This is a genomic window from Paraburkholderia phytofirmans PsJN, assembly GCF_000020125.1.
GTDB classification, from domain to species: domain Bacteria; phylum Pseudomonadota; class Gammaproteobacteria; order Burkholderiales; family Burkholderiaceae; genus Paraburkholderia; species Paraburkholderia phytofirmans.
This window is the reverse complement of the sequence record NC_010681.1, coordinates 869,077-895,817: the sequence shown is the minus strand read 5'-3', so window position 1 is coordinate 895,817 and position 26,741 is coordinate 869,077. Positions and strand designations below refer to the sequence as shown.

At 63.6% G+C, this 26,741-nt stretch carries 22 protein-coding genes; 9 read left to right on the top strand and 13 right to left on the bottom strand.

Going from position 1 to position 26,741, the window contains the following annotated elements; all coding sequences use genetic code 11:
- Positions 1-606 precede the first annotated feature (606 nt).
- Positions 607-945: a hypothetical protein gene (locus tag BPHYT_RS39025; RefSeq protein WP_238535620.1), complete on the bottom strand. Its 339-nt coding sequence runs from the start codon at positions 943-945 to the stop codon at positions 607-609.
- Between BPHYT_RS39025 and BPHYT_RS03950 the strand changes: the two genes are divergently transcribed.
- From BPHYT_RS03950 to BPHYT_RS38580, 3 genes are all read left to right on the top strand, one after another.
- Positions 914-2,455, top strand: a complete 1,542-nt coding sequence (locus tag BPHYT_RS03950; protein WP_238535619.1) for a hypothetical protein — start codon at positions 914-916, stop codon at positions 2,453-2,455. The genes BPHYT_RS39025 and BPHYT_RS03950 overlap by 32 nt on opposite strands.
- A gap of 255 nt (positions 2,456-2,710) precedes the next feature.
- Complete coding sequence (locus tag BPHYT_RS03945) at positions 2,711-3,166, top strand: hypothetical protein (protein WP_012431866.1); 456 nt, start codon at positions 2,711-2,713, stop codon at positions 3,164-3,166.
- A 127-nt stretch (positions 3,167-3,293) separates the two neighbouring features.
- The gene (locus tag BPHYT_RS38580; protein ID WP_167315743.1) at positions 3,294-3,434 is read left to right on the top strand and encodes a hypothetical protein; all 141 of its coding nucleotides are present in this window, start codon (positions 3,294-3,296) and stop codon (positions 3,432-3,434) included.
- Positions 3,435-3,478: 44 nt separating this feature from the next.
- Here the strand turns inward: BPHYT_RS38580 and BPHYT_RS03940 are convergent, their stop codons facing one another.
- The 4 genes from BPHYT_RS03940 to BPHYT_RS03925 form a co-directional block, all read right to left on the bottom strand.
- A complete protein-coding gene (locus BPHYT_RS03940; protein ID WP_012431865.1) occupies positions 3,479-4,963 on the bottom strand; it encodes an MFS transporter in 1,485 nt (494 codons plus the stop codon).
- 73 nt (positions 4,964-5,036) lie between these two features.
- Positions 5,037-6,275, bottom strand: a complete 1,239-nt coding sequence (locus tag BPHYT_RS03935; protein WP_012431864.1) for a CaiB/BaiF CoA transferase family protein — start codon at positions 6,273-6,275, stop codon at positions 5,037-5,039.
- Positions 6,272-7,249 carry a hydroxymethylglutaryl-CoA lyase gene (locus BPHYT_RS03930; protein WP_012431863.1) on the bottom strand — a complete coding sequence of 326 codons (978 nt, stop codon included), beginning with the start codon at positions 7,247-7,249 and terminating at the stop codon, positions 6,272-6,274. Before BPHYT_RS03930 ends, BPHYT_RS03935 begins: the two co-directional genes overlap by 4 nt.
- A gap of 234 nt (positions 7,250-7,483) precedes the next feature.
- A complete protein-coding gene (locus BPHYT_RS03925; protein WP_012431862.1) occupies positions 7,484-8,377 on the bottom strand; it encodes a LysR family transcriptional regulator in 894 nt (297 codons plus the stop codon).
- A gap of 306 nt (positions 8,378-8,683) precedes the next feature.
- Between BPHYT_RS03925 and BPHYT_RS03920 the strand changes: the two genes are divergently transcribed.
- Together BPHYT_RS03920 and BPHYT_RS03910 are read left to right on the top strand one after the other, a co-directional pair.
- Positions 8,684-9,325 (top strand): LysE family translocator, encoded by a 642-nt coding sequence (locus BPHYT_RS03920; RefSeq protein ID WP_012431861.1) that lies wholly within the window; start codon positions 8,684-8,686, stop codon positions 9,323-9,325.
- Between the two features lie 436 nt (positions 9,326-9,761).
- Positions 9,762-10,550 (top strand): sulfite exporter TauE/SafE family protein, encoded by a 789-nt coding sequence (locus BPHYT_RS03910; protein ID WP_012431860.1) that lies wholly within the window; start codon positions 9,762-9,764, stop codon positions 10,548-10,550.
- A gap of 60 nt (positions 10,551-10,610) precedes the next feature.
- Here the strand turns inward: BPHYT_RS03910 and BPHYT_RS03905 are convergent, their stop codons facing one another.
- Positions 10,611-10,859, bottom strand: a complete 249-nt coding sequence (locus BPHYT_RS03905; RefSeq protein ID WP_012431859.1) for a hypothetical protein — start codon at positions 10,857-10,859, stop codon at positions 10,611-10,613.
- Between the two features lie 251 nt (positions 10,860-11,110).
- Positions 11,111-11,464, bottom strand: a complete 354-nt coding sequence (locus BPHYT_RS03900; protein ID WP_012431857.1) for a BON domain-containing protein — start codon at positions 11,462-11,464, stop codon at positions 11,111-11,113.
- 562 nt (positions 11,465-12,026) lie between these two features.
- On the opposite strand from BPHYT_RS03900, the gene BPHYT_RS03890 reads away from it, so the two are divergent.
- From BPHYT_RS03890 to BPHYT_RS03880, 3 genes are all read left to right on the top strand, one after another.
- A complete protein-coding gene (locus tag BPHYT_RS03890) occupies positions 12,027-13,520 on the top strand; it encodes a TAXI family TRAP transporter solute-binding subunit (RefSeq protein ID WP_012431856.1) in 1,494 nt (497 codons plus the stop codon).
- Positions 13,521-13,613: 93 nt separating this feature from the next.
- A complete protein-coding gene (locus tag BPHYT_RS03885) occupies positions 13,614-14,264 on the top strand; it encodes a 2-hydroxychromene-2-carboxylate isomerase (RefSeq protein WP_012431855.1) in 651 nt (216 codons plus the stop codon).
- Positions 14,265-14,507: 243 nt separating this feature from the next.
- Positions 14,508-15,488 carry a LysR substrate-binding domain-containing protein gene (locus BPHYT_RS03880; protein ID WP_012431854.1) on the top strand — a complete coding sequence of 327 codons (981 nt, stop codon included), beginning with the start codon at positions 14,508-14,510 and terminating at the stop codon, positions 15,486-15,488.
- Between the two features lie 70 nt (positions 15,489-15,558).
- Here BPHYT_RS03880 and xdhC read toward each other — a convergent pair whose 3' ends face one another.
- The 3 genes from xdhC to xdhA all read right to left on the bottom strand — a co-directional run bounded on the left by xdhC (position 15,559) and on the right by xdhA (position 20,118).
- Complete coding sequence (gene xdhC, locus BPHYT_RS03875; protein ID WP_012431853.1) at positions 15,559-16,125, bottom strand: xanthine dehydrogenase accessory protein XdhC; 567 nt, start codon at positions 16,123-16,125, stop codon at positions 15,559-15,561.
- Positions 16,126-16,194: 69 nt separating this feature from the next.
- On the bottom strand, positions 16,195-18,561 hold the full coding sequence (gene xdhB, locus BPHYT_RS03870; RefSeq protein WP_012431852.1) for a xanthine dehydrogenase molybdopterin binding subunit: 2,367 nt from the start codon (positions 18,559-18,561) through the stop codon (positions 16,195-16,197).
- 33 nt (positions 18,562-18,594) lie between these two features.
- Complete coding sequence (gene xdhA, locus BPHYT_RS03865) at positions 18,595-20,118, bottom strand: xanthine dehydrogenase small subunit (protein WP_012431851.1); 1,524 nt, start codon at positions 20,116-20,118, stop codon at positions 18,595-18,597.
- A 390-nt stretch (positions 20,119-20,508) separates the two neighbouring features.
- Between xdhA and BPHYT_RS03860 the strand changes: the two genes are divergently transcribed.
- Positions 20,509-21,720 (top strand): MFS transporter, encoded by a 1,212-nt coding sequence (locus tag BPHYT_RS03860; protein ID WP_012431850.1) that lies wholly within the window; start codon positions 20,509-20,511, stop codon positions 21,718-21,720.
- A gap of 132 nt (positions 21,721-21,852) precedes the next feature.
- Here the strand turns inward: BPHYT_RS03860 and BPHYT_RS03855 are convergent, their stop codons facing one another.
- The 3 genes from BPHYT_RS03855 to aspT form a co-directional block, all read right to left on the bottom strand.
- A complete protein-coding gene (locus BPHYT_RS03855) occupies positions 21,853-23,091 on the bottom strand; it encodes a pyridoxal-phosphate-dependent aminotransferase family protein (protein WP_012431849.1) in 1,239 nt (412 codons plus the stop codon).
- Between the two features lie 165 nt (positions 23,092-23,256).
- On the bottom strand, positions 23,257-24,921 hold the full coding sequence (locus BPHYT_RS03850) for a bifunctional aspartate transaminase/aspartate 4-decarboxylase (protein WP_012431848.1): 1,665 nt from the start codon (positions 24,919-24,921) through the stop codon (positions 23,257-23,259).
- An 89-nt stretch (positions 24,922-25,010) separates the two neighbouring features.
- A complete protein-coding gene (gene aspT / locus BPHYT_RS03845) occupies positions 25,011-26,693 on the bottom strand; it encodes an aspartate-alanine antiporter (protein ID WP_012431847.1) in 1,683 nt (560 codons plus the stop codon).
- Between the last annotated feature and the right edge of the window lie 48 nt (positions 26,694-26,741).

Sequence of the window (26,741 nt, the reverse complement as noted above, 5' to 3'; positions counted from 1 at the left end):
CTGGTTTCGCCTGACAGATACTTTTGTGCGATCAAAGCAATTAGTACTGCATTAATGTTCATACGTAACGACTCGTTACTTCTTTTAAGCATACTAATGCGTATCGTTGCGGTCGATTCTTCCCAAACTAAGTTTCTCCAGCTTGCGGGGCAGTAAGAAATTCAATGGCTACGCCATGAGTTCACGTACTGCGATCTGAATCGCGCTGCTCCTCGACACGCTGGCCGTTTTCGTCGTACCTTCCCCGGTCGTCCGATTCCGCCAAAATCCGCTCCTCTGAGCGGTGGATTTCGTATGACAAAAGCTTCTCAGCAGAGAAGCATCCGGGGCCGGCATCCCGGGAAGGCATCACCCTCGCGCAGCTACAAAGCTGCGCACTCAGGACGCCAGTGTCGAAGCCTCGGTCATCGGCTGGCTTGCAAATGAACCCCGCTGTTCGCCCGACCTCCCGACGCGCTGTGCGCGAGGACGTCGCCCCATGATCAGCTCACGCATTGCTTACAGATTGATGAAATCACGACTATTCCTACTCTCGACACTCTCCCTCGCACTCGCCGGATGCGGCGGTGGCGGCGGCAGTAACGGCGCCGCCAGCACCGCGGCAGCTCAAGCCGGCGCCACCGGTTCAAGCAGTTCGGCCAGCACGTCTGCCGCCGGCAACGCCAGCACCGGCACTGCCGCTCTCAACGCCGCGGGCGGTACCGCGGCCATGAGCTGCGCCTCGCCCACCACGTCGGGCGGCTCAGGCAGCGCGACGATCTCCGCCGATACGCCAAGCGCCGACAACACGCGCATCTTCGCGTCCGGCAGCACCTTCCAGCTCGTCTTCAACACCAACGCGCCGAGCGCGGACACGCTGAACTGGGCCGTCACGGACACGCTCGGCCGCGTCGCCGCGAGCGGCAGCACCGCCGTGGCGAGCGGCGCGAAAACCATCACGTTCAATTGCACCTCGACGCTGGCCGGCTATTTCGCGGCGACAGGCACGCTCGCGAAGAACGGCGGCCAGTTGCCGCAAGCCGGCACGCGTCCGGTCGGCATCGCCAGCTTCGGCGTAACGCCGAACCTGTCCGGCGTCGTTCCGGCCGTGACCTATGCGCGTCAGGAGCAGCATCGCTTCGGCATGCAAGGCGCGAACGACAACGGTCCGCTGCTCGCCGCGCTCGGCATTTCGTCGACGATCGACGACCGCCAGCTCTCCAGCATGGAACCGAACGGACCGAACACGTTCAACCCGTCGGCGAATAATCTCGATTCGTTCTACAAGAGCGGCAACGTGATGCGTCTGATCCGCCTCGACGGCATTCCTGCGTGGGCGAGCAGCACCGGCGCCTTCCAGGACGACACGACGCTGCCGACCGACATGTCGTATTACCAGAGCTATATGAGCCGCGTCGGCACGGAATCGAACGCGATCCGCGCCGCGTACTTCCCGACTCAATCGGCGAACTACTATCAGGTGACGTGGGAACCGAACCAGATGTGGACCGACACCGACGCCAACTTCGTCGCGTTGTATCAGGCGGTCTACCAGGGCATTCATTCAACCGATCCGCACGCGATGGTGATGGGCCCGGCCGATGCCTTCCCGAGCCTGACCACTTCGCACCTGAAGCGCCTCGCCTCGCTCGGCTTCGGCCAATTCATCGACGCGGTCGCCACGCACGGTTACTACGACGCGGGCACCTCGCCGTCGCATCCGCCTGAGCGCTACGACAGCGACCCGTCCACCGCCGACGGTTCGTTGCGCGGCCAGATGCGCAACCTGCGCGCGGAAATGGCCACCGACTACCGCACCGGCATGCATCTGTTCTCGACGGAAGCCGGCATCAGCTACGACCTTGGCACGTCGTACGGCCCGAACTATCCGAGCGCGAACGTGTTGTACGCACAAGCGGCGGTCGCGGCGCGCATGCACATCATCACGCTCGGCGAAGGCGCGGACCAGACCTACGTGTTCTACGGCGCGGACTATCCGGATGAAGTCGGCTACGGCACCTTCTTCGACCTGAGCGATGCGCAAGGCGCGTACGGCGCGACCAACATCAGCCCGAAGCCGGTCGCCATGGCGATCAGCGCGATGACGCACACGCTCGACGGCACCACCACGCTCGGTCCGGTGAACGGCACGCCGAACGGCGTCTACGCGTACGCGTTCCAGCAGGTAGGCAACGGCGCGGTTGTCACCGCCTTGTGGGCGCACAACAACAACGTGTGGAGCGCCAGCGCGGGCTTTAGCTCGACCTATAGCGTCGCGTACAGCCTCAACGTCGACGCGCCGGGCACGAGCGGCACCGTGAAGGTGGTCGACATGATGGGCAACGCGACCAATGCGAAGTACAGCAACGGTGTGCTGACGCTCAACCTGACTGAATCGCCGGTGTATGTGGTGTCGAACAATGCGTCGGTCGCCAAGGCCAACGCGACGACGCCGGTGGGATACGCCGGCATGTAAGACACGCGTTTGATGGACCCGGATTCGGGTACTCGGCGGACACGAAAAACGTCAGCCGGCTCATGGGCCGGCTGACGTTATTTTTTGGCTACTGGAAACAGGCACCGCAAGTCCGGCGTCGAAACGAGTCACTGTGTTACAGCAACGCATCAAACCTTGAGATTTGTCTTATAGCGAAGCAGGTTCCCGCTGCCTAGAATCCGCTACTCCTTTAAACAGTCAACAGGCCAGCACTCTCAGCAGGCGAGGTAAGACGTGAGCAATCCCTACCAGATGAACTACAGAACTCCGATCGCTGAAAGCTGGAACCACAACATTCCCCTCCCCACACCTGAAGCAGCAGAAGACGTCTCGTCGATGCTCGAACGGTTGAAAGCCGAATCGAATTCGCTGGAGTCGTACTTCACCGAACTCGAAAACGAACTCAAGCGCGTCCATCTCAAACGAAAGATCGTGGGCAAAAAACTAGGCGTGCTTTCGGAACTCGTCAAGGATGTCGACGCACTGCATGCGGAGCCCGCAGTAGCGGTGCGGACCGTAGCTGCCGGAGCCGAGACGCAGACCGCTTCGCGACGCTCGCGCAAGAAACAGATATTCGCCGTCGCCTCGATTATTCTCGTGGCGCTGGCGATTGCTTTCATCTCACTGGAAAAAACCGGTCAGATTTCTTGCGTGACTTGCGCACCGGGCAGGCTGCTGGGCCTGATGTAAGTTTCGCTGCGACCCAAGCCGGGCGAGTGTCCTAAAAACCAGAAACCCCAACATAAAGCGCTAAAACAGGCGCACACTAGCGTATTGCTCGTATGCGGAGCAAAAACCGCCAATTGGGGAGTCCATCATGGCAAAAGGTCAAATGCGCAGTAACCGCGAAGTCAAGAAACCGAAGCAGGCGAAGAAACCCCAACCCGCCACTTCGCCATCCGGCGCGCCGCCGATCCGCATAGCACCGAGCGTGACGGCGACCCAGAAAAAGCACTAACCGAGCAGGCCCGCCACGTACAGGCGGGCATTCTCCTCAACGAATTACTTCGAAATATCCTCCAACGCCACATCCCGTGTCTTCGGTCCAAGCATCCCAATGGCCAGCATCACCACCGCCATCGCTCCGGAGATAAACACGAACACGCCGTCCACGCCGAAGCGGCTCAAACATCCTGCGATCACGAACGCGGAGAACATCGCCGAGATCCGGCTCCACGAATAAACGAATCCCACGGCCCGCGCCCGGATGCTGGTCGGAAACAACTCGGCCTGATACGCGTGATAGCTATACGAAATAATATTTCCCGCTAGCACGAGACACACGCCCAGGCTCACCAGCAAGACCGTCTCGCGCGCCTGGCTGAATGCCAGCCCGCACACCACATTCACCGCCGCCATGCAGATGATCACCGTCTTGCGCTCGAAGCGGTCGGCAATCAGCAAGCCCAGCAACGGCCCGAGCGGCGCGGCAATCGCGATGATGCTCGCGTACATCAGACTCGTCGTCACCGTAATGCCCTGTTTGATCAGCAAGGTCGGAATCCAGTTCGCGAAACCGTAATACCCCATCGTCTGAAACACGTGGAAGATGATCAGCATCAGCGTGCGTTTGCGGTACGGCGGCACCAGCAGATCGCGAAACGCCGCCCGTGCGCGGACCGGTTCGGGCAAGGCCGGCTCCGGCAGCGGCCGTCCATACTCACGCTCGACGCGTGCTTCGAGCCGCGTCATGATCGCGTCCGCTTCGTCGATGCGGCCTTTCTGCGCGAGCCAGCGCGGGCTCTCCGGCAGACGCAGACGGATCCACCACACCACGATCGCGCCGACCACGCCGGTCAGCACGACCAGACGCCAGCCATCCAGACCGAAGTAACGATGCGGCACCAGCAGATACGACATAAACGCGACGATCGGCACCGCGCAAAACCCGACCGCTTGCGAACACGCCGACGCGCGTCCGCGCACATGCTTCGGCACGAGTTCGGAGATGTACGTGCCGATCGTGACGATCTCCACACCAATGCCGATCCCCGCGATGAAACGCCAGAGATTGAGCCCGAGCGCCGTGTCCTGAAACGCCATGATGATATTGGCCGCCGTGTACCAGAGCAGCGACCACGTGAAGATCGCGCGACGGCCGAAACGATCGGCGAGAAACCCACACGCGGCCGTGCCGATGAACAGTCCCGCGAACAGCGCCGCAATGAAGCTCGCCACACCGCTCGTGCCGAACAGCCCGTGCGTGGTCGCGGTGAGAATGCCGCTGCGCACGAGTCCCGGTGCGATGTAGCCGGAGAACATCAGGTCGTACAGTTCGAAGAAGAGCCCGAGGCTCAGCAGCATCACCAGCTTCCAGATCGAACGTGTGGCCGGCAGGCGGTCGAGCCGCGCGGAAATGCGCGCGCCGTCCAGCGCGATTTCGTCCGCTCGGCCGTCCGCGGATGCGCCCGCGCCGGAAGGTAATCCGCCGAGCGCGCCGGCATCGCCGACCGCCGTTGCATACACCGCTTGATTCGACGACTTCATCGTCTGTCTCCTTGATCCGGTCTCGCGCCGGATGAAATTGATTTGATTGCGTTCGATGCGTCGAGCGCAGCGCTCAGGCCGCGGCTTCACGCGGCACCTGCGTCGAGCCGCCGCCCAGCGCCGCGATCTGCGCTTCGTCGTAGCCCAGATCGCGCAGCACTTGCGCGGTGTGCTCACCAATCTTCGCGATCGGTTGACGCGGTTGCAGACGTGCGCCGTCGAGTGAAATCGGCAGCAGAGGCATGGCGGTTTCGCTGCCGTCGTCGAGCGTGAGGCGCGCAAGACCGCCGCTCTCGTTCAGGTGCGGATCGTCGAACAGCGCTTCGGGTTTCGTGATCGAGGCGAACGGAATGTGGTCGCGCTCGAACTGCGGCGCGAGCGCCGCGCCTTCGAACTGGCTCAGCGTTTCGCCGAGCGTCCGCAGCAACCAGTCGCGCGCCTGCACGCGGTCGTTGTTGGTAGTGAGGCGCGGGTCGGCCAACAGATCCGCACGGCCGAGAATCGCGCACAGCGCGCGCCATTGCCCGTCGCCGGTCGCGGCGATAAACATCTGCTCGCCGTTGGCGAGCGTGAACACGTCGTACACCGCCCATGCGCTAATGCGCTCGGGCATTGGCGCGGCGGGCACGCCGGTCGCGGCGAACTGCTGCATGTGCTGCGCGGAGAGCAGCACGCAGTTCTCGAACAGCGCGCTCTGCACCTCCTTGCCGCGACCGCTTGTACTCCGTTCATGCAGCGCGGCGAGCACGCCGATCGCGCCAAACATGCCGCCCATGATGTCGTTGACCGAACTGCCCGCGCGCAACGGACGGCCTACCGGTCCCGTCATATAGGCGAGGCCGGCCATCATCTGCACGACTTCGTCGAGCGCGAGACGGTGTTCATACGGACCGTTCAGGAAGCCTTTGTGCGAGACGTAGACGAGCTTCGGATTGCGCTCGCGCAGCGAGGCGTAATCGAGGCCAAGGCTCGCCATGCGGCCCGGCTTGAAGTTCTCGACGAACACATCGGCGGTATCGACCAGCTTGTGCAACGCGGCCAATCCCGCTTCGCTATCGAGGTCGAGCGCCACGCTCTTCTTGTTGCGATTGAAGGTGCGGAAAAAGCCCGCGCCGGTGCCGAGCAAACGACGCGTGCCGTCGCCGCGCGGCGGTTCGACCTTGATCACTTCGGCGCCGAGGTCGCCGAGAATCATCCCGCAGGTCGGGCCCATCACCATATGCGACAACTCGATCACGCGAATGCCCGCGAGCGGCAGCGCGCCGGACTGCGGCTGAGCCGCCGAAGAAGAAGTAGAGGAAAGCGGATTCATTGCAGTACCTGCGAGTCGGAGGATTCGAAACGTTGACGGGTGGCGCTGAACTGTTTCGGCAAGCCGGCGCGCGCCAGATAGCCGTACAGCGGTTCACCTGGCAAAGCATCGGCAAGCACGGCGCGCGACGCGAGCAGACGGTCGAGGTCGATGCCGGTCTCATAGCCCATGCTGTCGAGCATGAACACGAGGTCTTCGGTGTTGACGTTGCCGGTCGCGCCCGGCGCGTGCGGACAGCCGCCGAGCCCGGCGAGCGACGCGTCGAACTCGCGGATACCGTGCTGCAACGCGACCAGTGTGTTGGCGAGACCAAGACCGCGCGTGTCGTGGAAATGCAGCGAGTGCAGCTTGCCGCCCACGACGTCGCGCACCAGTTCGATGATCTCGCCGACCTGACGCGGCGTCGCTTCGCCGGTGGTGTCGCCGAGCGCGATCACATCGGCGCCCGCTTGCACCGCGGCGCGAGCGATCGCGGCGATATCCGCGTACGGCACCGCCCCTTGCAGCGTGCAGCCGAACACCGTCGACAACCCGGCGATCAGTTCGACGCGTCGGCCGCCCGCTTTCGACGTACCGTCGATCGACTCGCGCATCGCCGCGAACGCCTCGATCATTTCGGCCGGCGTCCTGCGCACGTTCGCGAGGCTATGTGCGCTGCTCACCGAGATCGGCGCGACGATGCGGTGCACGCCGGCTTCGAGCGCGCGTTGCGCGCCCTTCAGGTTCGGCACCAACGCCGTCACCATCAGATCGTCGTAGGTGAGCGCGTGGGCGATGACTTCGTCGGCGTCGGCCATTTGCGGCAGAAGCTTCGCCGGCACGAACGAGGCGACTTCCATATGGCGCACACCGGCGGCATAGGCGGCGTCGATCCAGCGTCGTTTGAACTCAGTGGGCATCGTGCGGGCGATGCTTTGCAGACCGTCTCGCATACCGACTTCGGTCACGACGACGCGCTCCTGAATGTCACTCATGGTCTTGTATCCCGGTCTTGAATGCCGCGGAGAATGCGGGGAATGAAGCAACTGAGTGACAGCGTGCCCGCGCATCGGCGCGCGGGAAAGTCTGCGTTGGCGACGCACTCCATCGCCGCTCGCGATGGCGGCTCAGGCAGGCGGGACGGGCGTGAGCCGTCGCAAAGGGGAAACCCTTAAGGGCTTTTCAGAAGGCCTTGATGCGCGGATGCCGTTGGATCCGCAGGCCTCGCCTCACACCGCGTTCAACAGATGATCGAGCAGATGCGATGCGGCGAGCGTGAGGGCCTGGCGGTCGCGCATGCAAATCACGAAGCGCCGTTCGGCCCATGCTTCGCGCAAGGGCACGGCGATGATGCCGTACTCGTCGGCGGCATGGCGGGGCAGCGCTTCGCGCGGCAGGATCGCCACGGCGAGGCCGGCCTGGATGAAACGATAGGCGGCGTCGAACGTCGACACGTAGGTGCGATAGTTGAGTTCGTGGCCCTTTTCCACCGCGATGCGCTGCATCAGCGCGTTCACCGACGCATTCGACGAAAGCCCGAGGTGATCGAACGCCAGCGTCTGCTCGAAGCTGATCGCGGCCTCGCCCGCGAGCGGATGATCGCGCGGCACGATCAGCGCGAGATGATCGGCGCGATAGGGCACAACGTCGAGACTGCCCATCGCCACGACGTCGCGGCAAATGCCGAGATCGGCGACGCCCTCTTCCAGGCCTCGCACGATTTCCGCGCTCACGCGCTCTTCGACGTCCACGCGAATTCGCGGGTTCGCCTTCAGAAACGCCGAAAGCGCCTCGGGTAGAAACTCGACCATCGACGACACGTTCGCCAGCACGCGCACGTGGCCGCGCGCACCGGCCGCGTATTCGCTGAGTTCGGCCTGCAAGCGTTCGTGGCCGCGCATGATGAGCCGCGCATGCCGCAGCAGCGCCTCGCCGGCGGCGGTTGCGCGCACGCCGCGCTGGCTGCGCGAGAGCAACGCGACGTCGACCAGCGCCTCGAGATCGGCGAGCCGCTTGCTGACCGCCGACGGCGCGATGAACTCGCGTTCGGCCGCGCGCGCGATCGTACCTTCCTCGCAGACGGCAATGAACAAGCGCAAGGTGACCTGATCGATCTGCCACATGAGCGGGCGTGCTCCCAAGGTTCGAAGTGGGAAAATTATGCCCGACGATGACGGCGGCTGAGGCCATCTCAGGGTATCCACCGCGGGAGTTGCTTGAACTGTCGAGTCGTGTGGACTGATTGGGCACCGGAGGCGCTCACCGCTGCGTGAGACGCTTAAACCACTTGCTCCGCCTGAGCTCATAACCGCGCCCGCACTTGCCGGGCTTTTCCAGTCTGGCTATGCTGAGGGGCTTGTCGGGCGCACGCATCTTTGCGGCGCGCGGCATCACGGCAGAAACAACAGAACAATTCTCCAGAGATAGCCATGTCCACCACCAGTCTTTTCCTTACCGCCGCTGGCGTCGGCCTCGCGATTGCCGCGCCGGTCGGCCCGATGGGCATGCTGTGTATCCGCCGCACGCTGACCGGCGGTCCGCGAGCGGGGCTTGCCATCGGTTTCGGCATCGCGACCGGCGACGCCGCCTATGGTTTGATCGCGGCGCTCGGCCTCGTCAGCATCTCGCAGTTCATGCTCGCGTACGACCGGCCCTTGCATCTGCTGGCCGGGTTGTTCCTGTTGTATCTGGGGGTGCGCACGCTGCTGCAGAAAGTGCCCGCCGATGCGTCGACCGGCGAAGGCAACGGCAAGCTTGCGCAAGTGGGCCGCGCCGGCGCGCTGCGCGCGTACGCGAGTTCCTTGCTGCTCACGCTGACCAATCCGCAAACGGTCATCATGTTCGCCGCGCTGTTCACGACGCTCGCCCCGCGCGGCGCGTTCTCATCGAGCATTGCGCTGACCACGGTCGGCGGCGTGTTTTGCGGTTCGATCGCGTGGTGGTGTTTTCTCGTGACCGTGGTGTCGCTCGCGCGTCATGCGATCGGCAGCAAACTGCGTGTGGCCATCGACAAGATTGTCGGGTTCACGCTGGCGGCGTTCGGCGTCGTGGAAATTCGCCGGGCGCTTTGAGCGGGCGTTGGAACACATCGCCTTGCGCTAGCGCTTTGGTTGCGGGTGCAGCCTCGCTTTCACGAGTGCCCGCGCGGCGCCACGACCACCACGCCGGCAATCGCCATCAACCCACCCCATAGCGTCGCGAGCCTCCTGGCGCCCGCCGACGCCTATCTGCAGCGTAGCGATTTCATGCGCGTGAGCCGCCATGAAATCGCCTCTCCGCTGACGTACTAGGTCGTCCACGCGAAAGGCGAGACCCGGCCTGAAGTACTGGCATTGATCGACCGTATGCATGCCGCTTCATACGCAAACGCGGCAGTTTTGCGACAATAGCGGCTTTCGCCGCGCCCCGGCGGCCTCGGCGCCGCTCTCCGTCGACCGTCGAAGGCCGGCGCGCCGGACTTGCCGCCCATAACCCGTCCAATTCACCCGACCGTCAGCGGTCCGCTCAATGGCACTTCCCCACATCGATCTGCTGTACTCCGTCTCCGGCCTGTTTGTCGGCTTTCTGGTCGGACTGACGGGCGTCGGCGGCGGCTCGCTGATGACGCCGATCCTGGTCCTGCTGTTCAACGTGCATCCGGCCACCGCGGTCGGCACCGATCTGCTGTACGCGGCCGCCACCAAGGCGACCGGCACGCTGGTGCACGGCCTGAAGGGCTCGGTCGACTGGCAGGTCACGCTGCGCCTCGCCGCTGGCAGCGTGCCGGCGGCCACCATCACGCTGATCCTGCTGCATCGTTTTGGGATGGACACGCCGGGCGCCGGCCGACTGATCCAGGTCGTGCTCGGCGCGGCGTTGCTGGTGACGGCGGTGGCGCTGGTATTTCGTCCGCAACTCGCGGCGCTCGGCGCGCGCAAGCAGCGCACGCCGCGTCAGGGACGCACGCTCGCGCTCACCATGCTGACCGGCGCGGTGCTCGGCGTGCTGGTGTCGCTGACTTCGGTCGGGGCGGGCGCGATCGGCGTGACGGTGTTGCTGCTGCTCTATCCGCTCTTGCCGACCACGCGCATTGTCGGCTCGGACATCGCGCATGCGGTGCCGCTCACTCTGCTGGCGGGCGCCGGCCATTGGCTGCTCGGCTCGATCGACTGGTCGATGCTGCTGTCGTTGCTGGTGGGCTCGCTGCCGGGCATCGCGATAGGCAGCTATCTGTCGTCGCGCGCGCCGGACAAGCTGCTGCGCAATCTGCTCGCCGCCACGCTCACGCTGGTTGGCGTGCGCCTCGTGCTGGCCTGAAACCGCCTGAAAAATATCGACGCACGCCGACGCAATCGCGCCGACGCAAACGTCCAGCGGCTATTTGAAGAACCGGCAGGTCAGATCGGACTCGAACTGCCTGATCCATTGACCGTGACGGTCATGATAGGACTGCGCCCAGCCGCCGCGCCGCACGGTGACGAGACGTTCGTGCGCCACATCGCCTGGATCCGCGCAGGCGCTGATGTCGAAATGCGCCGGTGCGAAACCGTGCCGCGCGCACACCAGTTCGAAAGCCGCCCGATCGCCGATAGGCAGATCGGTATAGCGCAAAGGCGAGGTTTCCATGGCGTTGACTCCGGTTTGCTATCCGTCACAGTACGCTTAGCAACGCGTCAGCAGTGTGTCACAGCGCACAGACGGACCGTGGCCGCGCCGCCGTCCCGTTCGAACGGCTGAAGCCTCATCATCGCCGCTTCAATAATCGCCAGATAAAAATTAAAAAAAGGCTCCGGTTTTTTGCCGGAACCCTGGTGCCACGTCTGCATCACGATGGCGCGTGACGGCGTGAACCGCCCGCGCCAGGTGCCGCAACCTGCTTACTGCTGCACAACGGTCAGCTTGTTCGACACCGACGTCACGCCGGCAACGCCCTTGGCGGCCTGGCCGGCAGCGTCGATCTGGCCTTGGTCAGGCACCGAACCCGTCAGCGTCACTGCGCCGCCACGAGCACGCACGGCGATGTTCGACACGTCGACACCTTGTGTCTTGGCCAGCGCGCTACGCACCTTGCGGCCCAGCTGGCTATTCGCCTTCTTGGTCGCCTTGGCGCTCGCAGCCGGCGCGGCGGTCGTGCCGGTTGCCGTTGCGTCGCTTGCCTGAGCGTACACATTGCACGCCACCACCATTGCCACAACCGAACCCAGCGTTTTCAGAAAACCGACCGATTTCATAGCTTTTCTTCTCCTTTGCTTCACATTGGACCGCATAGACAAGCGGCTTCGTTACGACTTCCGGCGACCATGCGAGGCGCACGCGACAAGGCGCGCGCGAGCGACGGCCGACTATGGCTGTAACACGATGTGCGAGAGGCGAGAGAGGCCGGTTGCCGTTGCCACACGCGATGACGGGCATGCAGTGCGGTACGAAAACCGGCAAGCCGCGAGGTCCGCCGACGCGCCCGGTTCTTGTATGTCGTGCCGGGTCGCGCCGCGCAAAACATCCGTTTGCGGCAGCGATGCACAATTTAATCTAGCCGGGCCAGAATCGCAAAGGGTTTAGTCGGGTTTAGCGATAGTCGAGATGCTTAAGATGCAAATCGCGTCAGCGTGCGGACTGTCTCGCCACGTTCACGATTTGTTACGGGTTTGTCGGCGCCGGTAGCCGCCACGCGTTTCGCCGGGCGGTGAATCTCAGGTACCATCGGCGCGACGCGCGCTGCCGCACCGCCGCGCGGCTTGCGCGCCGCGGTGCGCCGCCCCTGTTCACTTTCGACCGTAGCCGTCACGTCATCCGATGAAGCCAGCCACCGGCCGCAAAAGCCCTCCCCGTCTCGTTGCCCGTTTCGTCGCGATCTCCTGGCGCGATCTCGCGGTCTCGTTCGGGCCGATCCTGCTGATCGTCGCCGTCGCGATCTGGGTCGCCGTGCGGCTGATCCAGCCCGCGCCGCCCAGCACGCTGACCATCAGCGCCGGCCCCGAAGGCAGCACCTTCTGGAATGCCGCGCAAAAGTACAAGGAGATTCTGGCGCGCAACCGCATCACGCTGAAGGTGCTGCCGTCGGAGGGTTCGCTGCAGAATCTCAAGCGGCTGTCGGACCCGAAGTCGGATGTGGATGTCGGCTTCGTGCAGGACGGCGTCGCGCCCGGCCCGGCGGCTGAAGGGCTGATGTCGCTCGGCAGCGTGGCCTATGTGCCGCTCGCGATCTTCTATCACGGACCGACCGTCACGCGGCTTTCCGAATTCAAGGGCGAGCGGCTCGCGGTGGGCGCCGAAGGCAGCGGCACGCGCGAACTCGCGCTTGCGCTGCTCAAGGCCAACGGCATCGTGCCGGGCGGCGCGACCAAACTCCTGCCGCTCTCCGGCGACGACGCCGCCCAGGCACTCGTCTCCGGCAAAGTCGACGCGGCGTTCCTCGCTGGCGATTCGGCGCAACCCGCGGTGATGGGCAAGCTGTACCGCACGCCGAACGTGCAGTTCTACGATTTCTCGCAGGCCGACGCCTACACGCGCCGCTTTCCCTACCTGACGCAACTCGAAATGCCGATGGGCGCGTTCGACCTCGGCAAGAACCTGCCGTCCGCGCCGATTCACATGGTGGCGCCGACCGCCGAACTGGTGGCGCGCGACTCGCTGCATCCCGCGCTGTCGGACCTGTTGATCGAAGCCGCGCGCGAGGTGCACGGCAAGGCGAACATCATGCAGCGCGCCGGCGAATTCCCCGCGCCGCTCGCTCACGATTTCCCGATCAGCGACGACGCCGCCCGTTACTACAAGTCAGGCAAAAGCTTCCTCTACCGCATCCTGCCGTTCTGGCTCGCGAGTCTCGCCGACCGGCTGCTGGTGGTGGTCGTGCCGCTGATCGTGTTGCTGGTGCCGGCCTTGCGTCTGGTGCCATCGCTCTATGCATGGCGGGTGAAATCGCGCATCTATCGCTGGTACGGCGCGCTGATCGCGATCGAACGCAGCGCGCTCAGCGACCATTCGCCGAGCGAACGCGCCTCACTGATCGAGCGGCTAGACGCGATCGAGGAGTCCGTCAACGGTCTGAAGATGCCGCTCGCCTACGCGGATCAGTTTTACGTGCTGCGCGAGCATATCGGCTTCGTGCGCCAGCGGCTCACGCAGGCCCGCGACGCCCAGCGCGACGACGCCGCCAACGAAGCGGAAAGCGCGGAGAGCAATTCAGGCGAACATCGTGCGGAGCCCACACCGCCCGCCGCGAACGAAGCGGCCGAAATCGGCGAAACACGCGATGGCGGCGACGAAGGCAACGCCAAACCATATTGACGGGTGCAAGCCGCGGCTGCACCGCGTAAGATCATTACAATTCCGACGGTACAGCAGACGCGCCGTGCGGAACAGGCAATTCGGGAGACATTTATGACCGTTGGCATCGACGCCAGGCAACCGCTGTGGTTTTACGACTTTGTCTCGCCGTTTACCTATCTGTTGCTGGAGCAACACGACAAATGGCCGGGCTTCGACTTCGTGTTCACACCGGTCGTACTGAACGATCTCTATCGTCACTGGGGACAGCGGCCGGCTTACGGGGTGCCCTCGAAACGCACCTTCCTGTACCGGCACGCGCTTTTTCGCGCGGAGCAACTCGGCATTCCGTACAAGATGCCGCCGGCGCATCCGTTCGATTCCATGAAGCCGCTGCTGCTAGCCACCGCGGCGAACGGCGACGTCCAGTTCGTGCGCGAGATATTCCGCTTCATCTGGCGTGAAGGACGCGATCCGTCCACAGAAGCGGCCTTTGCCGAGTTGTGCGACCGCGTCGGCATGCCCGACGGTCCGGAGATCGTCAAAAGCGCAGCCGTGCTCGAGCAATTGCAGCGCAATACGGCGGATGCGATCGGCCTCGGCGTCTACGGTGTGCCGACCTTCTATCTGAACGATCAACTGTTCTGGGGCGAAGACGCGCTGCCCATGGTGCTTTACTGCGCGCGCACGCCGAACTGGCTCGAGTCGAGAGAAGTCAAACGGATCAGTTCGCTGCCGTCGGGGCTCGCGAACATTCAAACGTAGGCGATACGTAAGCGTCGCGCGGATAAAGCGCGCGCCGCACGGCGCTTACGTGGCTTTGTCGCGGCAAAACAGCCTTGCTGATGCCGGCCATACCGGGCCCGCTATGCCGCTACACCGCAAACGGGCCTAAGGTTATGACCTTCGCGCCATGCGCGTTGGCGCTGCGCGCTTGCGAGAATCTCGCGAGCGGCTCCGTAAGACGCCTCATCGGATCCGATTCGTTTGCCCCGCCTTGCTTAAACCATGGACGACACCGCCGCTTCCCTCGATATCTGGCTCGTGCGCGTGCTGCGCACGCTGCTGGTCGAGCGCAGCGTCACGCAGACAGCATTGCGTCTGAATCAGACCCAGCCCGCCATCAGCACCGCGCTGCGCAAACTGCGCGAAACGCTGAACGACCCAATCCTCGTGCGCGGCAAATCGGGCATGGTGCCGACCGAATATGGCGAATCGCTGCTGGCTGCCGCGCAACGCGTGCTGCGCGACGTGGACTTCGTGGCGACGCCGCACGGCGACTTCGATCCCGGCCGCTCGCGCCGCACGTTTCGCGTGGCCGCGCCGGATTATCTGAACGACTTCTTCATGCCGACGGTCATCGCGCAGTTTCGCGAGGCGGCGCCGCATGCGCGGCTCGAGATCGGTTCGCTCAGCCCTTTGCTCGATTATTCCGCCGCGCTCGACGCCGGCGAACTGGATCTGGTGATCGGCAACTGGCCGAAGCCCGAGCCGCGTTTCGAGCGCAGCGATCTGTTCTCCGACACCGTGGTGTGCATGATGCGCGCCGATCATCCGTTGACGCGCATGCCGTTGACGCGCGAAGCGTATCTCGCCGCGCCGCATCTCGCGCCGACGCCGTATAGCGGCGCGAGCAGCGGCGCCATCGACATCGGTTTCGCACGGGCGCGCGCCGAGCGCCGCATCGTCGCCACGCTGCCCTACTTCGGGCTGGTGCCGCAGACGCTGCTGCAATCCGATCTGATCTTCACGACGACGCGCCGCTTTGCGATGCACTACGCGGGCATGCTGCCGCTCGCGGTGATCGACGTGCCGATTCCGTTTCCGCGCATCAAGTGCTATCAGTTGTGGCATCCGCAGCCGGACCGGCCGAGCGATGTCGGCTGGCTGCGTACGCTCATGTCGCAGGTGTCGGATACGCTGGTCGCGCAGAAGGTGCGGCGTGCGAAGCGGGCGCCCAAAAAGGAAACGTCAGCCGCAACGGGCTGACGTTTTGAGTTTTGCCGTTCGATCGGCGCCGGTCGAGCGTCTCGTTCTGATTCGGTCTATTGCTCAGACATCAAACGCTCGCGCAGAACTGCTGCGTTGCGCGTTGCGCCACGACCTGTCGCGTGCGAATCTGCAACAACTCGGCGCACACCGCCACGGCAATCGCCGAAGGCGCCTTATCGACGATACCCGCCACGCCGATCGGACACGTCATCTCCACCAGCCGATCCAGATCCACGCCACGATCGAGCAGACGACGCTCGAATTTCACGCGCTTCGTCTTTGAGCCGATCATGCCGAAGTAGGCGAAATCGCGCCGCCGCATGATGCGCGCGGCGAGCGAAAAATCGAGCGCGTGGTTATGCGTCATCACGAGAAAGTAGGCGCCGGGCGGCGCGGCATCGACGATCGCGTCCGGCGTGTCGGTCGCTTCGACTTGCACGTTGGCGGGCGTTTCGTCGGGAAACAGTTCGTCGCGTTCGTCGACCCACTGGACCACGCACGGCAAGCTGCCGAGCAGCTTGATGAGCGCGTGCCCGACGTGCCCCGCGCCGAACAGCACGATATGCATCGGCGCCGGACGCGGCATCTGCACGGCGCTGTGTCGGCCGATCTGAACGGATGAAAAATCGTTCATGGCAATCATTCCAGTGAGTGTGTTGTTCACGTGCTTCTTTCCCGGCTCATTGCCGCGCTATAACCACGCTTATTGACGCGCCGCTATGGTTGCGGCCCGAACCGCGCCGACCGCCTTGAGGATTTCCTCGCTGGTCGCGGGTGCATTGAGCGGCGGATTGACCTTGTGGTCGCCGACTGCCGACACCGCATCGCGCACGGCGAAGAACACCGAGAACGGCAGCAGCAGCGGCGGCTCGCCGGTCGCCTTCGAACGATGGATGCTGTCCTCCGCATTGCGGTTCTTGAAGAGGCGCACGCGGAAATCGGGCGGCGTATCGTTGACGGTCGGAATCTTGTAGGTGGACGGCGCATGCGTCATCAGCTTGCCGCCCGGGTTCCACCACAGCTCTTCGGTCGTGAGCCAGCCCATGCCTTGAATGAACGCGCCTTCCACCTGGCCGACGTCGAGCGCGGGATTCAACGAAGCGCCCACGTCATGCAATGCGTCCGCGCGCAGCACGCGCATTTCGCCGGTCAGCGTGTCGATCACCACTTCGGACACGGCCGCGCCGTACGAGTAGTAGTAGAACGGCCGGCCTTGCAGTTTCGATTGATCCCAGTAGAGCTTGGGCGTCGCGTAGAAACCGTCCGACCAGAGTTGAATACGCGCGACATAAGCCTTCGCGATCACTTCTTCGAACGGCACGATCATTTCGCCGACCACGACGCGGTCATGCATGAAACGCACTTCCGACGCGCTCACGTTCCCCGCGCCGAAACGCTCGGCGGCAAACGCCGACAGACGTTCGCGCAACTGGCGCGCGGCGTCCTGCGCGGCCTTGCCGTTCAGATCGGAACCCGTCGAAGCCGCCGTCGCCGACGTATTGGCGATCTTGCTGGTGTCGGTCGCCGTGACGCGAATGCGGTTGAAGCCAATGCCCAGTTCATGCGCGACGACCTGCGCGACCTTGGTGTTCAAGCCTTGGCCCATTTCGGTGCCGCCGTGATTCACCAACACTGAACCGTCGGTATAGATGTGCACGAGCGCGCCGGCCTGGTTGAAGTGCGTCACGTTGAACGCGATGCCGAACTTGACCGGCGTCAGCGCCATGCCCTTCTTCAGGATTTCGTTGTTCGCGTTGAACTCGTTGATCGCCGCGCGACGTGCGCGGTATTCGCTGGTCGCTTCGAGTTCGTCGATCAACTCGTGAATCACGTTGTCTTCGACGATCTGGCCGTACGGCGTCTGGTTACGCTCGGTCTTGCCGTACAGATTGCGGCGGCGCACGTCGAGCGAATCCTCGCCCACCGAGCGCGCGACGTTGTCCATGATGTATTCGATCGCGAACGCGCCTTGCGGACCGCCGAAGCCACGGAACGCCGTGTTCGACTGCGTGTTGGTCTTGCCGCAGAAGCCGTCGATCGTCACGTCGGAGAGCCAGTACGCGTTGTCGAAGTGGCACAGCGCGCGCGTCATCACGGGACCGGACAGGTCGGCGGAGAAGCCACAGCGCGAGGTCATGTCGACCGTCACGCCGTCGATCACGCCCTTGTCGTCGTAGCCGACTTCATACGTGTAGTGGAAGTCGTGGCGTTTGCCCGTGACCATCATGTCGTCGTCGCGGTCCGGACGCAGTTTCACAGGGCACAGCAGCTTCCATGCGGCAAGCGCGGCGCAGCACGCGAACAGACCCGATTGCGATTCCTTGCCGCCGAAGCCGCCGCCCATGCGGCGGCACTCGATCAGCACGTTATGCGACGCCACGCCCAACGCATGCGCGACCATGTGCTGCATTTCGGTCGGGTGTTGCGTCGAACAGTAGACGTGCATGCCGTCGTCGTCCTTCGGCACCGCGTACGAAATCTGGCCTTCCAGATAGAACTGCTCCTGGCCGCCGAGCAGCATTTCGCCTGCTTCGCGATGCGCGGCGCGGGCGATTTTCGTGTCCGCTTCGCCGCGCGCGAGTTTCATCGGCGGCAGGACGTGCTGGTTCGCGGCGCGCGCCTGCTGCGCCGTCAGGATCGCCGGCAGTTCCTCGTAGACGATGTCGGCGCGGCGCGCGGCGAGACGCGCGGTGTCATGCGATGTTGCGACTACTATGAAGATCGGCTGGCCGATGTATTGCACGAGGCCGTCGGCGAGAATCGGATCGTCGCCGTGGATGATCGGGCCGACGTCGTTGACGCCCGGGATGTCGTCGGCGGTGAAGATCGCGACCACGCCCGGCGTGGCGCGCACCTTGTCGAGCGATATCGAGACGATCTTCGCATGCGCTTTCGACGACAAACCGAGCGCGGCGTGCAGCGTGCCGGCAAGCGTCGGGATGTCGTCGGTGTAGGTCGCGCGGCCGCTCACGTGCAAATGCGCGGACTCGTGCGGACGCGAGACGTGGACCTGCGTAAAGTCGTCGAGCTCCTTGAGGTCTTTCAGGAACGGTTCGGCATGCTGATTCATTGTGTGTGTTCTCCGTATCCGTTGGGCTTCTGCTTAGACGCCTGCAGGCGCGCACGCCGCTGCGACCGCGCGCACATCGAGCGCGCTCTTGGGCAGCGGATTGTTCGGCCGCGTTTCGAGCCAGAAGCGGTACAGCGTGTTCTTCGCCGATTCGAGGCGGTAGTTGCTGGTCGCGCGCATGTCCGAGAGCGGAGCGTAGTCGTTGCCGAGCGCGAGCATCGCGGCTTGTGCCGTGGCTTCGTGCCATTCGGCATCGCGCAACACGGCTTCGGCGTGCGTCGCGCGTTTGGACGTGGCCGCCATGCCGCCGAACGCGATGCGCGGATCGCGAATCACGTTGCCGTCCGCGATGAACGAGAACGCGGCGCACACCGCCGAGATATCAGAATCGAAACGCTTCGAGAGTTTGTAAGAGCGGAACTGCAGGTTCTTGCGAACGCCAGTGCGCGACGGCACTTTCAGGCCGACGACGAACTCGTGCTCAGCCATGTCTTTCTTCTGATACGCGAGGTACAGATCTTCGAGCGGCATTTCGCGCTCGGTCTCGCCGCCCCGCACGATCACGCGCGCGCCGAGGGCGATCAGGCCAGGCATCGAATCGCCGATCGGCGAACCGTTGGCGATATTGCCGCCGAGCGTGCCGGCGTTTCGAATCGGCAACGATGCGAAACGCTGCTGCATTTCGAACAGTTCCGGGTACTGCTTGACGATTTCCGTGTAGGCCTTTTCGACGCTCACGCCCGCGCCGATCTCGATCCATTCGTCGTTGGTTTCGAGCTTCTGCAATTCGGCGATCTGTCCGACATACACGATGTTGCCAAGGTCGCGCATCATCTTGGTGACCCACAGGCCGATGTCCGTGCTGCCGGCGAGAATGCGCGTGGCCGGTGCGGCTTCCTTGATCTTCGCGAGCGCCTCGATTGTGCGCGGCGCGTCGAATTGCTGGCCGGCGTGCTGGTAGTGGAAGGTGTCCTTGCGCTCGATCGTAGCGAGCGTTTTCGACAGCGCTTCGATGTCGACCGGCGCCTTCGGCGCGGGCGCTTCGAACATGCGCACTGCCGCGTCGACGATCGGACGATAGCCCGTGCAGCGGCACAGGTTGCCGGTCAGCGCGTTGCTGATCGCGTCGCGCGACGGCACGGTCTTGTTCGCGCAGCTATGTTCGTGACCGTGCTTTTCGTACAGCGACCACATCGACATGATGAAACCCGGCGTGCAGAAACCGCACTGCGAGCCGTGGCACTCCACCATCGCTTCCTGCACCGGATGCAGCGAGCCGTCCGGTTGACGCAGGTCTTCGACCGTGTAAAGCGCTTTGCCGTCGAGCGTCGGCACGAACTGGATGCAGGCGTTGACCGCCTTGAAGTCGACGCCGCCTGCCTCGTTGCGCTCGCCGATCACGACCGTGCACGCGCCGCAGTCGCCTTCGGCGCAGCCTTCCTTGGTGCCGGTGCAATGCGCGTCTTCGCGCAGATATTGCAGGACGGTGCGGGTGACGGGCGCGTCCTTGATCTCGCGGATCGCGTTGCGGTGGTAGAAGCGAATCGGCTCAGTCATGTCTCGTTACTCTCGAATGTTCTGTGTCCGTGGGGACCTGCAGCAGTGATGGTTCGAAAACTATCACCGTCAATAAATACAACCCATAGCTCGGACCGCATGCGGGACATATCCGCCAAACGATATCGAGATGAGTTTGGAAGGCGGTTGGCTTATGGTGATTAGGAAGTTTTGCAGTGTTTTAAAATTTAATGAAGCAAAACGGACATATTAAATTGCGGTAGTTTGGTCGACTGAGCTCAAAAATTAGGCACTAAAGGGGCAAAAACAGACCACTATATGGCTCCCGAAGCAGCTTTTCGTCCGACGAATTATTAAGCAAGTCCTGCAAGAGAATCGGTTCCATGGGAAAATCACGCCTTCCCGCCGATTTCAAGTCTCGTTTTCCCCATGTCCACCGACTCAGCGACACCTCGCACCGAATTCGCGACGACCATGCAGATCATTCCGGTCGTCTTTTTCACGTTTCTTTGCTATCTGACGATCGGAATTCCGCTGGCCGTGCTGCCGGGCTACGTTCACGACGACCTCGGTTATAGCGCCGTGCTGGCGGGTGCGGCAATCAGCGTGCAATACCTGGCGACGCTGGCGTCGCGGCCGCTGGCCGGCCGTTCCGCGGATACGTTGGGGCCGAAGCGGACTGTGACAATCGGCTTGTTGGGTTGCGGTGCGAGCGGGGTTTTGTTGCTGCTGGCTGTGCTGTGCGGGCGCTGGCCGGTGGTGAGTCTTGGGCTTTTGGTCTGCAGCCGTCTTGTGCTGGGCTTCGGCGAGAGCCTGTGCGGCACGGGTGCGATTCTCTGGGGCATCGGCCGGGTGGGCACCAGCAACAATGCTCGGGTGATCTCGTGGAACGGTATCGCGACGTATGGCGCGCTGGCAGTCGGCGCGCCGCTCGGCGTGGCGATCGCGCATACGGTGGGCTTTGCCGCGCTGGGCATTCTGGTGATTATGCTAGCGGCGCTCGGCTTCTACCTCGCCCGCCCGATCGCGCCGGTGCCCATCGTGCACGGCGAGCGCATGTCGTACCGCAGCGTTTTCACACGCGTACTGCCGCACGGCCTTGGTCTTGCGCTCGGCTCAGCCGGCTTCGGTTCCATTGCTACCTTCATCACGCTGTTTTATGCCGCGAAGCATTGGCCGAACGCGGCGTTGTCGCTGACGGTCTTCGGCACGCTGTTCATCGGCGCGCGCCTGCTGTTCGCCAATACGATCAAAACCTACGGCGGCTTCCGCGTCGCGATCGCTTCGTTTTCGTTCGAATGTGCCGGCCTGCTGATGCTGTGGCTCGCGCCCGAACCGCATATCGCGCTGGCCGGTGCGGCGCTGACCGGCTTCGGCTTCGCACTGGTGTTCCCGGCGCTCGGCGTGGAAGCAGTCGGACTCGTGCCGCCGGCAAGCCGCGGCGCAGCCTTGTCGGCGTACTCGGTGTTTCTGGATCTGTCGCTGGGGATTACCGGGCCGCTGGCCGGCTACATTGCCGGCGAGTTCGGCTACGCGCAGGTGTTTCTGTTCGCGGCGGTTGCGTCCGCCGCCGCGGTCGGCCTCTCGACCATGCTTTATCTGCGCAATGCGCGGGCGCCGGGCTCGCCTGCCATCACCTGAATTCGCAGCCGAACAATGGGATGCGCGGCGGCCGTCATTCGATGCCGCCGCACCAAACAACCCGCACAGTTCACACAGTCCACGCTATGCGCGCACACGCGCATTCACCTCTTCGCGTGAACCTGCGCGCCGTTAGCGCGCTACCGCGCGCGCACCGCCCGACAACGATTTCTCCAGCGCCGCCACACCGGCCGGCAGATCGACCGCCGACCCCAGATCGACCATCGTGCGGCCGAGCGCGTGCAGTGTCCTGAACAGGTTGTGCTCACGGCACTGCTCGCCCATCTGACCGATGCGCACGATCGGCAATCCGAACGAGCCCGAAATCTCCACCTGATGATGCCGCGAGATATGCCCGCAGATATCGCCAGGGCTCAAACCGGCCGGCACTTCGATCCCGACCACCGAGTTCAGCCGGCAAGCCTGCGGCGCGTATAGCTTGAGCCCGAGCGCGGAGATTCCCTCCTGCAGCGCCTGCGAGCATTTCAGATGCCGCGCGAAACGCTTCTCCAGCGTCTCTGCGCACACGAGCCGCAGCGCCTCGTGCAATGCCAGCACGCCGGACACCGGCGCCGTGTAGTGATAGCCCGCGTTGTGCCAGAAGTTCTCCGCCAGCGACGCGTCCAGACACCAATGCGCGTTCGGCGCCGTGCGCGTTTTCACGCGCGTCCAGGCCGCGTCGGAAAACGCGATCAGCGAGACGCCCGGAATCGACGACAAGCCCTTCTGCCCGCCCGTGATCACCGCGTCGATGCCCCATGCATCCATTTCGAGCGGCATGGTGCTCAACGTGCACACCGCGTCGACGACGACCAGCGCGCCCGCCGCCTTGGCAAGCGCGGCGATGTCCTTCAGGTGGTAATTCCACACTGTATTCGACGTCTCGCCCTGCACCACGGTCACGACTTCAGGGCGCTCGCGGCGAATCGCCTCGGCCACTTCGTCGAGACTCGCTACCGCCCCGTCCGCGACGTCGAGCACGCTCACGTGCGCGCCGACGCGCCGCCCCATTTCAGCCATCCGTTCGCTGAAAAAACCGTTCTTGATGGACAGCACGCGCGTGCCCTCCCAAGCGAGGTTGGAGATCGCCATTTCCATCGCGGCCGAGCCCGGACCCGCCACGCCCAGCACCCATTTCGACTTGGTCTGGAACACGTAGCGCGCCATCGTCTTGACCTGGCCGATCACCTTCACCATCGTGGCGCCCAGGTGATTGATGACGATGGTGTTGGCCTTGGCGACGGCCGCGGGAATCGGCACGGGGCCGGCGCCCATCATCAGAAGCGGCTCTTCGGGAAGAATGGCGTCGAGCGATTCGACAACCGGGCAGGGCACGATGGAAGCAGCGGAAGTGAATGAGGAAGTCGGCATGATGATCGGTACGTGAATAACGGAACGCCAGGGAGCAAACGGCCTCGCCGGCAGTAACGCCGGCGAGGCCGCGTGTCCGATCATTCACTGATCCGCGCGATTGCGCAAGTTTTTTGACTGTGCTTATGTGCGCGAAATTTCGTGCAGCATCCGCGCAAATGACAGTTATTTAACCTTGGTCTTGTCGAGATTCTTGCCGGTCGCGGCATTGAAGCGCTCCACCAGTTCCTCGATCAGCTTGCGCATGGCGCGGCCAATCTGCCGGTAGTCCGACTCGTTGAGGTTCGCGAGCGACACCCGTCCCGAAGGATGTTGCGTGCCGAAGCCAAGGCCCGGCAGCAGCACAACGCGTGCTTCGCGGGCGAGACGGAACAGCAGTTCGGAAGGCTCCGTGTTCTTCAGCAGCCAATCGACGAACTCGCGTCCGAACATCCGCTCGCCGAGGAATTCGACGTCGAGTATCGTGTAGTAGTCGACCTGGTTGGGATCGTCGTCCTTGAACGAAATGCCGACCTCTTCGTAGAGCGCCTGCTTGCGCTTGCGAATCAGCCGCTTCAACGCGTTCTTGTAGGCGTCCGGCGTGTCCATCAGCGAGAACAGCGAAAACAGCACCATCTGCACCTGCTGCGGCGTCGACAAACCAGCCGTGTGATTCAGCGCGACGGTGCGGCTGTCGGCCACGAGGCGGTCGATGAACTTGAGCTTGTCCGGCTCCGTCGTGATCGACTCGTAACGTTCGTGCAACTGCTTCTTCGCGTCTTTCGGCAAATCGGCGATCAGCTTGTCGAGCACGTTGTCGCGATGCGTCGCGATCGTGCCCAGACGCCAGCCGGTCGCGCCGAAGTACTTCGAGTACGAGTACACGAGAATGGTGTTCTTCGGCGCAAGCGCGAATAGCGAGACGAAGTCGTCGGCAAAAGTGCCGTACACGTCGTCGGTCAGCAGGATCAGATCGGGCCGTTCCTTGACGATGTCGGCAATGTACCGAAGGCTTTCGTCGTCCATTTTCACCGAAGGCGGATTGCTCGGATTCACGAGAAAGAACGCCTTCACCTTCGGATCGCGCAGCTTGTCGAGTTCCTTCTTCGAATACTGCCAGCCGTTCGCCACGTCGGCTTCGAGATTCACCACGTTGAGCCTGTAGTCGTTCAAACGCGGAATTTCGATGTACGGCGTGAAGATCGGCATGCCGAGCGCGATCGTGTCGCCGGCCTTGATCAGGTGGTTCTCGCGCATCGTGTTGAAGATGTACGTCATCGCCGCCGTGCCGCCTTCCACCGCGAACACGTCGAACTCGCCGACAAAAGGATGGTCGCCGATCATCTCCTTACGCAGATACTGCCCGACGATCAATTCGGACAGCTTGAGCATGCGGTCCGGCACCGGATAGTTCGAAGCGAGAATGCCCTCGCACATTTCATACAGGAAGTCGCCCGCCGAGTATCCCAACTGGTCGCGCACATACGACACCGCGCCGCGCAGGAAGTCGATGCCCGCCACGCCCTTGTTCTCGCGCAGGAACAGATCGAAGCGCTCTTCGAGACCCTCGCGTCGCGGAAAGCCGCCCACGCCTTCCGGCATGTAGGCAAACGAGCGCTCCGATTCGCGCATCGCAAAGAGGCCGAGTTGCCAGAAGCCGTGGCGCGGAATCGTCGCCAGAAAATTGGGGTTGCCGCGGCCGGCGTTGAGCATCGATGCATTGGCGGGCCGCTCCACGGCGGCGCCCCCGGCCGCCTTGATCAGCTCGTCCTTCAACTCGAACGGGCTGAGCGCGGCCATGCCTGCTTGCGCCATATCTGCATGCTTCTTGTCGCCCTTCTCTTTTGCCATGATGCGTTCTCCAATGAGTCAAGTGAAAGACGCCGGCGCGGCGATGATCGCTCGATGAGCGCCGGCGCGAGAGATCGATTGCGCCCGCGCTAGACGAGCCCGACCACGAGCGGCCCGAGCAGCGTCAACGCGACGTTCGCGATGGCATACGTGATCGCGAACGGCACAGTCGGCACAGCGCTTTCCGCCTTGTCGAGGACGCCGCCGAATGCCGGATTCGCGCTGCGCGAGCCGGACAGCGCACCGGCCAGAATGGCCGCGTTGTTGTACTTCAGCACGTAGCGGCCGAACAGCATGGTGAGCAGCAACGGAAACAGCGTGACGAATACACCGAGCAGGAAAATCGTGATGCCGAGTTGCTTGACCGTCACCACGGCCTGCAAGCCGGAGTTGAGCCCCACTACCACCACGAATGCCGCCAGACCGAAATCCTGCAGCAGCCGCGAAGCCGCCGAAGGCATCACGCCGTACATGGGATGCTTGCCGCGCATCCAGCCGAACAGCAGGCCGGCCAGCAGACAGCCGCCGCCCGAGCCGAGCGTGAGCGGAATACCGCCGACGTTGATCACGATCAGCCCGATCAGCAAACCGAGCACGAGGCCGACGCCCATGTAGATGAAGTCGGTTTTGATGCTGTACGGCAACTCGTAGCCGGCGGCTTCGACGGCGCGCTTGGTGTCTTTCGGCGAACCATAGAAGGTGATGACGTCGCCGTGCTCGAGTTCGGTTTCCGGCAGAATCGGCAACGGCTGACCGGCGCGCGAAATACCCTGGATGTAGACACCGTGGCGCATATCGCGGTCCACCACTTCTCGCGCGGCGGCGATCGTGGTGTGATTCATGCCTTTGCGCGTGAACACGCCCTGGCGCGTCTGCATGACCACACCGACGTCCTCGACGGTGGCCACCTCGCCGCCGCTCGCGCCGAATGCGACCACGGCTTCACGGCGGCCCACCACCAGCACCACGTCATCGGGCTTCAATACGAGGTCGGGCGCCGGGTCGAGTTGCTGGCCATCGCGCTTGATCCGCTCGATCGTCAACAGGTCCTGATGCTGCGTTTCGACGGCCTTCACCGTTTTCCCCGCGCTGACGTCGATCTTGTACGCGCGGCCGACCATTTCGGGTAACGCGGAAAGCTGCCCCGGCGCGACGGACGGCGCGCCTGATGTCAACTCGCGTTCCGCCTGGATCGCGGCGTCGCGCAAACTTTGGCCCATGAATTTGGGCAGAATATTCACGCACACGATGATCGCGCCCAGCGAGCCGAACACGTAGGTCACCGCGTAGGCGATCGCCACATCCGATTGCAGCGACTTGACCTGATCGGCGGGCAAGCCGAGGCGCGCGATCGCGTCGCCCGCCGTGCCGATAATCGCCGACTGCGTGAGCGCGCCGCCCGCGAGCCCGGCGGCGAGTCCCTTGTTCAGATGGAACAGCTTCGCGCAGATGACCACCGTAACCAGCGCGCTGACCGCCAGAAACAAGGCCATCGCGATCTCGCGCAGCGTCTTGCGGTTCAGCGAATTGAAGAACCCCGGCCCGGAGTCGTAGCCGACCGCGTAGATGAAGACGGCAAACATGACCGACTTCACGCCGTTATCGATCGTCACGCCCGCCTGACTGATCACGACCGCGGCCAGCAGCGACCCGCCCACGCCGCCCAACTGGAACTTGCCGAAGTTGATCTGCCCGATGAAGTAGCCGACTGCGAGCGACAGAAACAGCGCAATCTCGGGTGATTTCTGAAAGATGTGATGTAGCCAGTCCATCGTGCCCTCGCTGAATAGTTGGCGATGCTGAGTACTTTACTGACTGCG

Coding starts and splice junctions, on each gene's coding strand:
- BPHYT_RS38580 (WP_167315743.1), top strand. CDS start 3,294: ATGGCAAAAGGTCAAATGCGCAGTAACCGCGAAGTCAAGAAACCGAAG.
- BPHYT_RS03940 (WP_012431865.1), bottom strand. CDS start 4,963: ATGAAGTCGTCGAATCAAGCGGTGTATGCAACGGCGGTCGGCGATGCC.
- BPHYT_RS03935 (WP_012431864.1), bottom strand. CDS start 6,275: ATGAATCCGCTTTCCTCTACTTCTTCTTCGGCGGCTCAGCCGCAGTCC.
- BPHYT_RS03930 (WP_012431863.1), bottom strand. CDS start 7,249: ATGAGTGACATTCAGGAGCGCGTCGTCGTGACCGAAGTCGGTATGCGA.
- BPHYT_RS03925 (WP_012431862.1), bottom strand. CDS start 8,377: ATGTGGCAGATCGATCAGGTCACCTTGCGCTTGTTCATTGCCGTCTGC.
- BPHYT_RS03920 (WP_012431861.1), top strand. CDS start 8,684: ATGTCCACCACCAGTCTTTTCCTTACCGCCGCTGGCGTCGGCCTCGCG.
- BPHYT_RS03910 (WP_012431860.1), top strand. CDS start 9,762: ATGGCACTTCCCCACATCGATCTGCTGTACTCCGTCTCCGGCCTGTTT.
- BPHYT_RS03905 (WP_012431859.1), bottom strand. CDS start 10,859: ATGGAAACCTCGCCTTTGCGCTATACCGATCTGCCTATCGGCGATCGG.
- BPHYT_RS03900 (WP_012431857.1), bottom strand. CDS start 11,464: ATGAAATCGGTCGGTTTTCTGAAAACGCTGGGTTCGGTTGTGGCAATG.
- BPHYT_RS03890 (WP_012431856.1), top strand. CDS start 12,027: ATGAAGCCAGCCACCGGCCGCAAAAGCCCTCCCCGTCTCGTTGCCCGT.
- BPHYT_RS03885 (WP_012431855.1), top strand. CDS start 13,614: ATGACCGTTGGCATCGACGCCAGGCAACCGCTGTGGTTTTACGACTTT.
- BPHYT_RS03880 (WP_012431854.1), top strand. CDS start 14,508: ATGGACGACACCGCCGCTTCCCTCGATATCTGGCTCGTGCGCGTGCTG.
- xdhC (WP_012431853.1), bottom strand. CDS start 16,125: ATGAACGATTTTTCATCCGTTCAGATCGGCCGACACAGCGCCGTGCAG.
- xdhB (WP_012431852.1), bottom strand. CDS start 18,561: ATGAATCAGCATGCCGAACCGTTCCTGAAAGACCTCAAGGAGCTCGAC.
- xdhA (WP_012431851.1), bottom strand. CDS start 20,118: ATGACTGAGCCGATTCGCTTCTACCACCGCAACGCGATCCGCGAGATC.
- BPHYT_RS03860 (WP_012431850.1), top strand. CDS start 20,509: ATGTCCACCGACTCAGCGACACCTCGCACCGAATTCGCGACGACCATG.
- BPHYT_RS03855 (WP_012431849.1), bottom strand. CDS start 23,091: ATGCCGACTTCCTCATTCACTTCCGCTGCTTCCATCGTGCCCTGCCCG.
- BPHYT_RS03850 (WP_012431848.1), bottom strand. CDS start 24,921: ATGGCAAAAGAGAAGGGCGACAAGAAGCATGCAGATATGGCGCAAGCA.
- aspT (WP_012431847.1), bottom strand. CDS start 26,693: ATGGACTGGCTACATCACATCTTTCAGAAATCACCCGAGATTGCGCTG.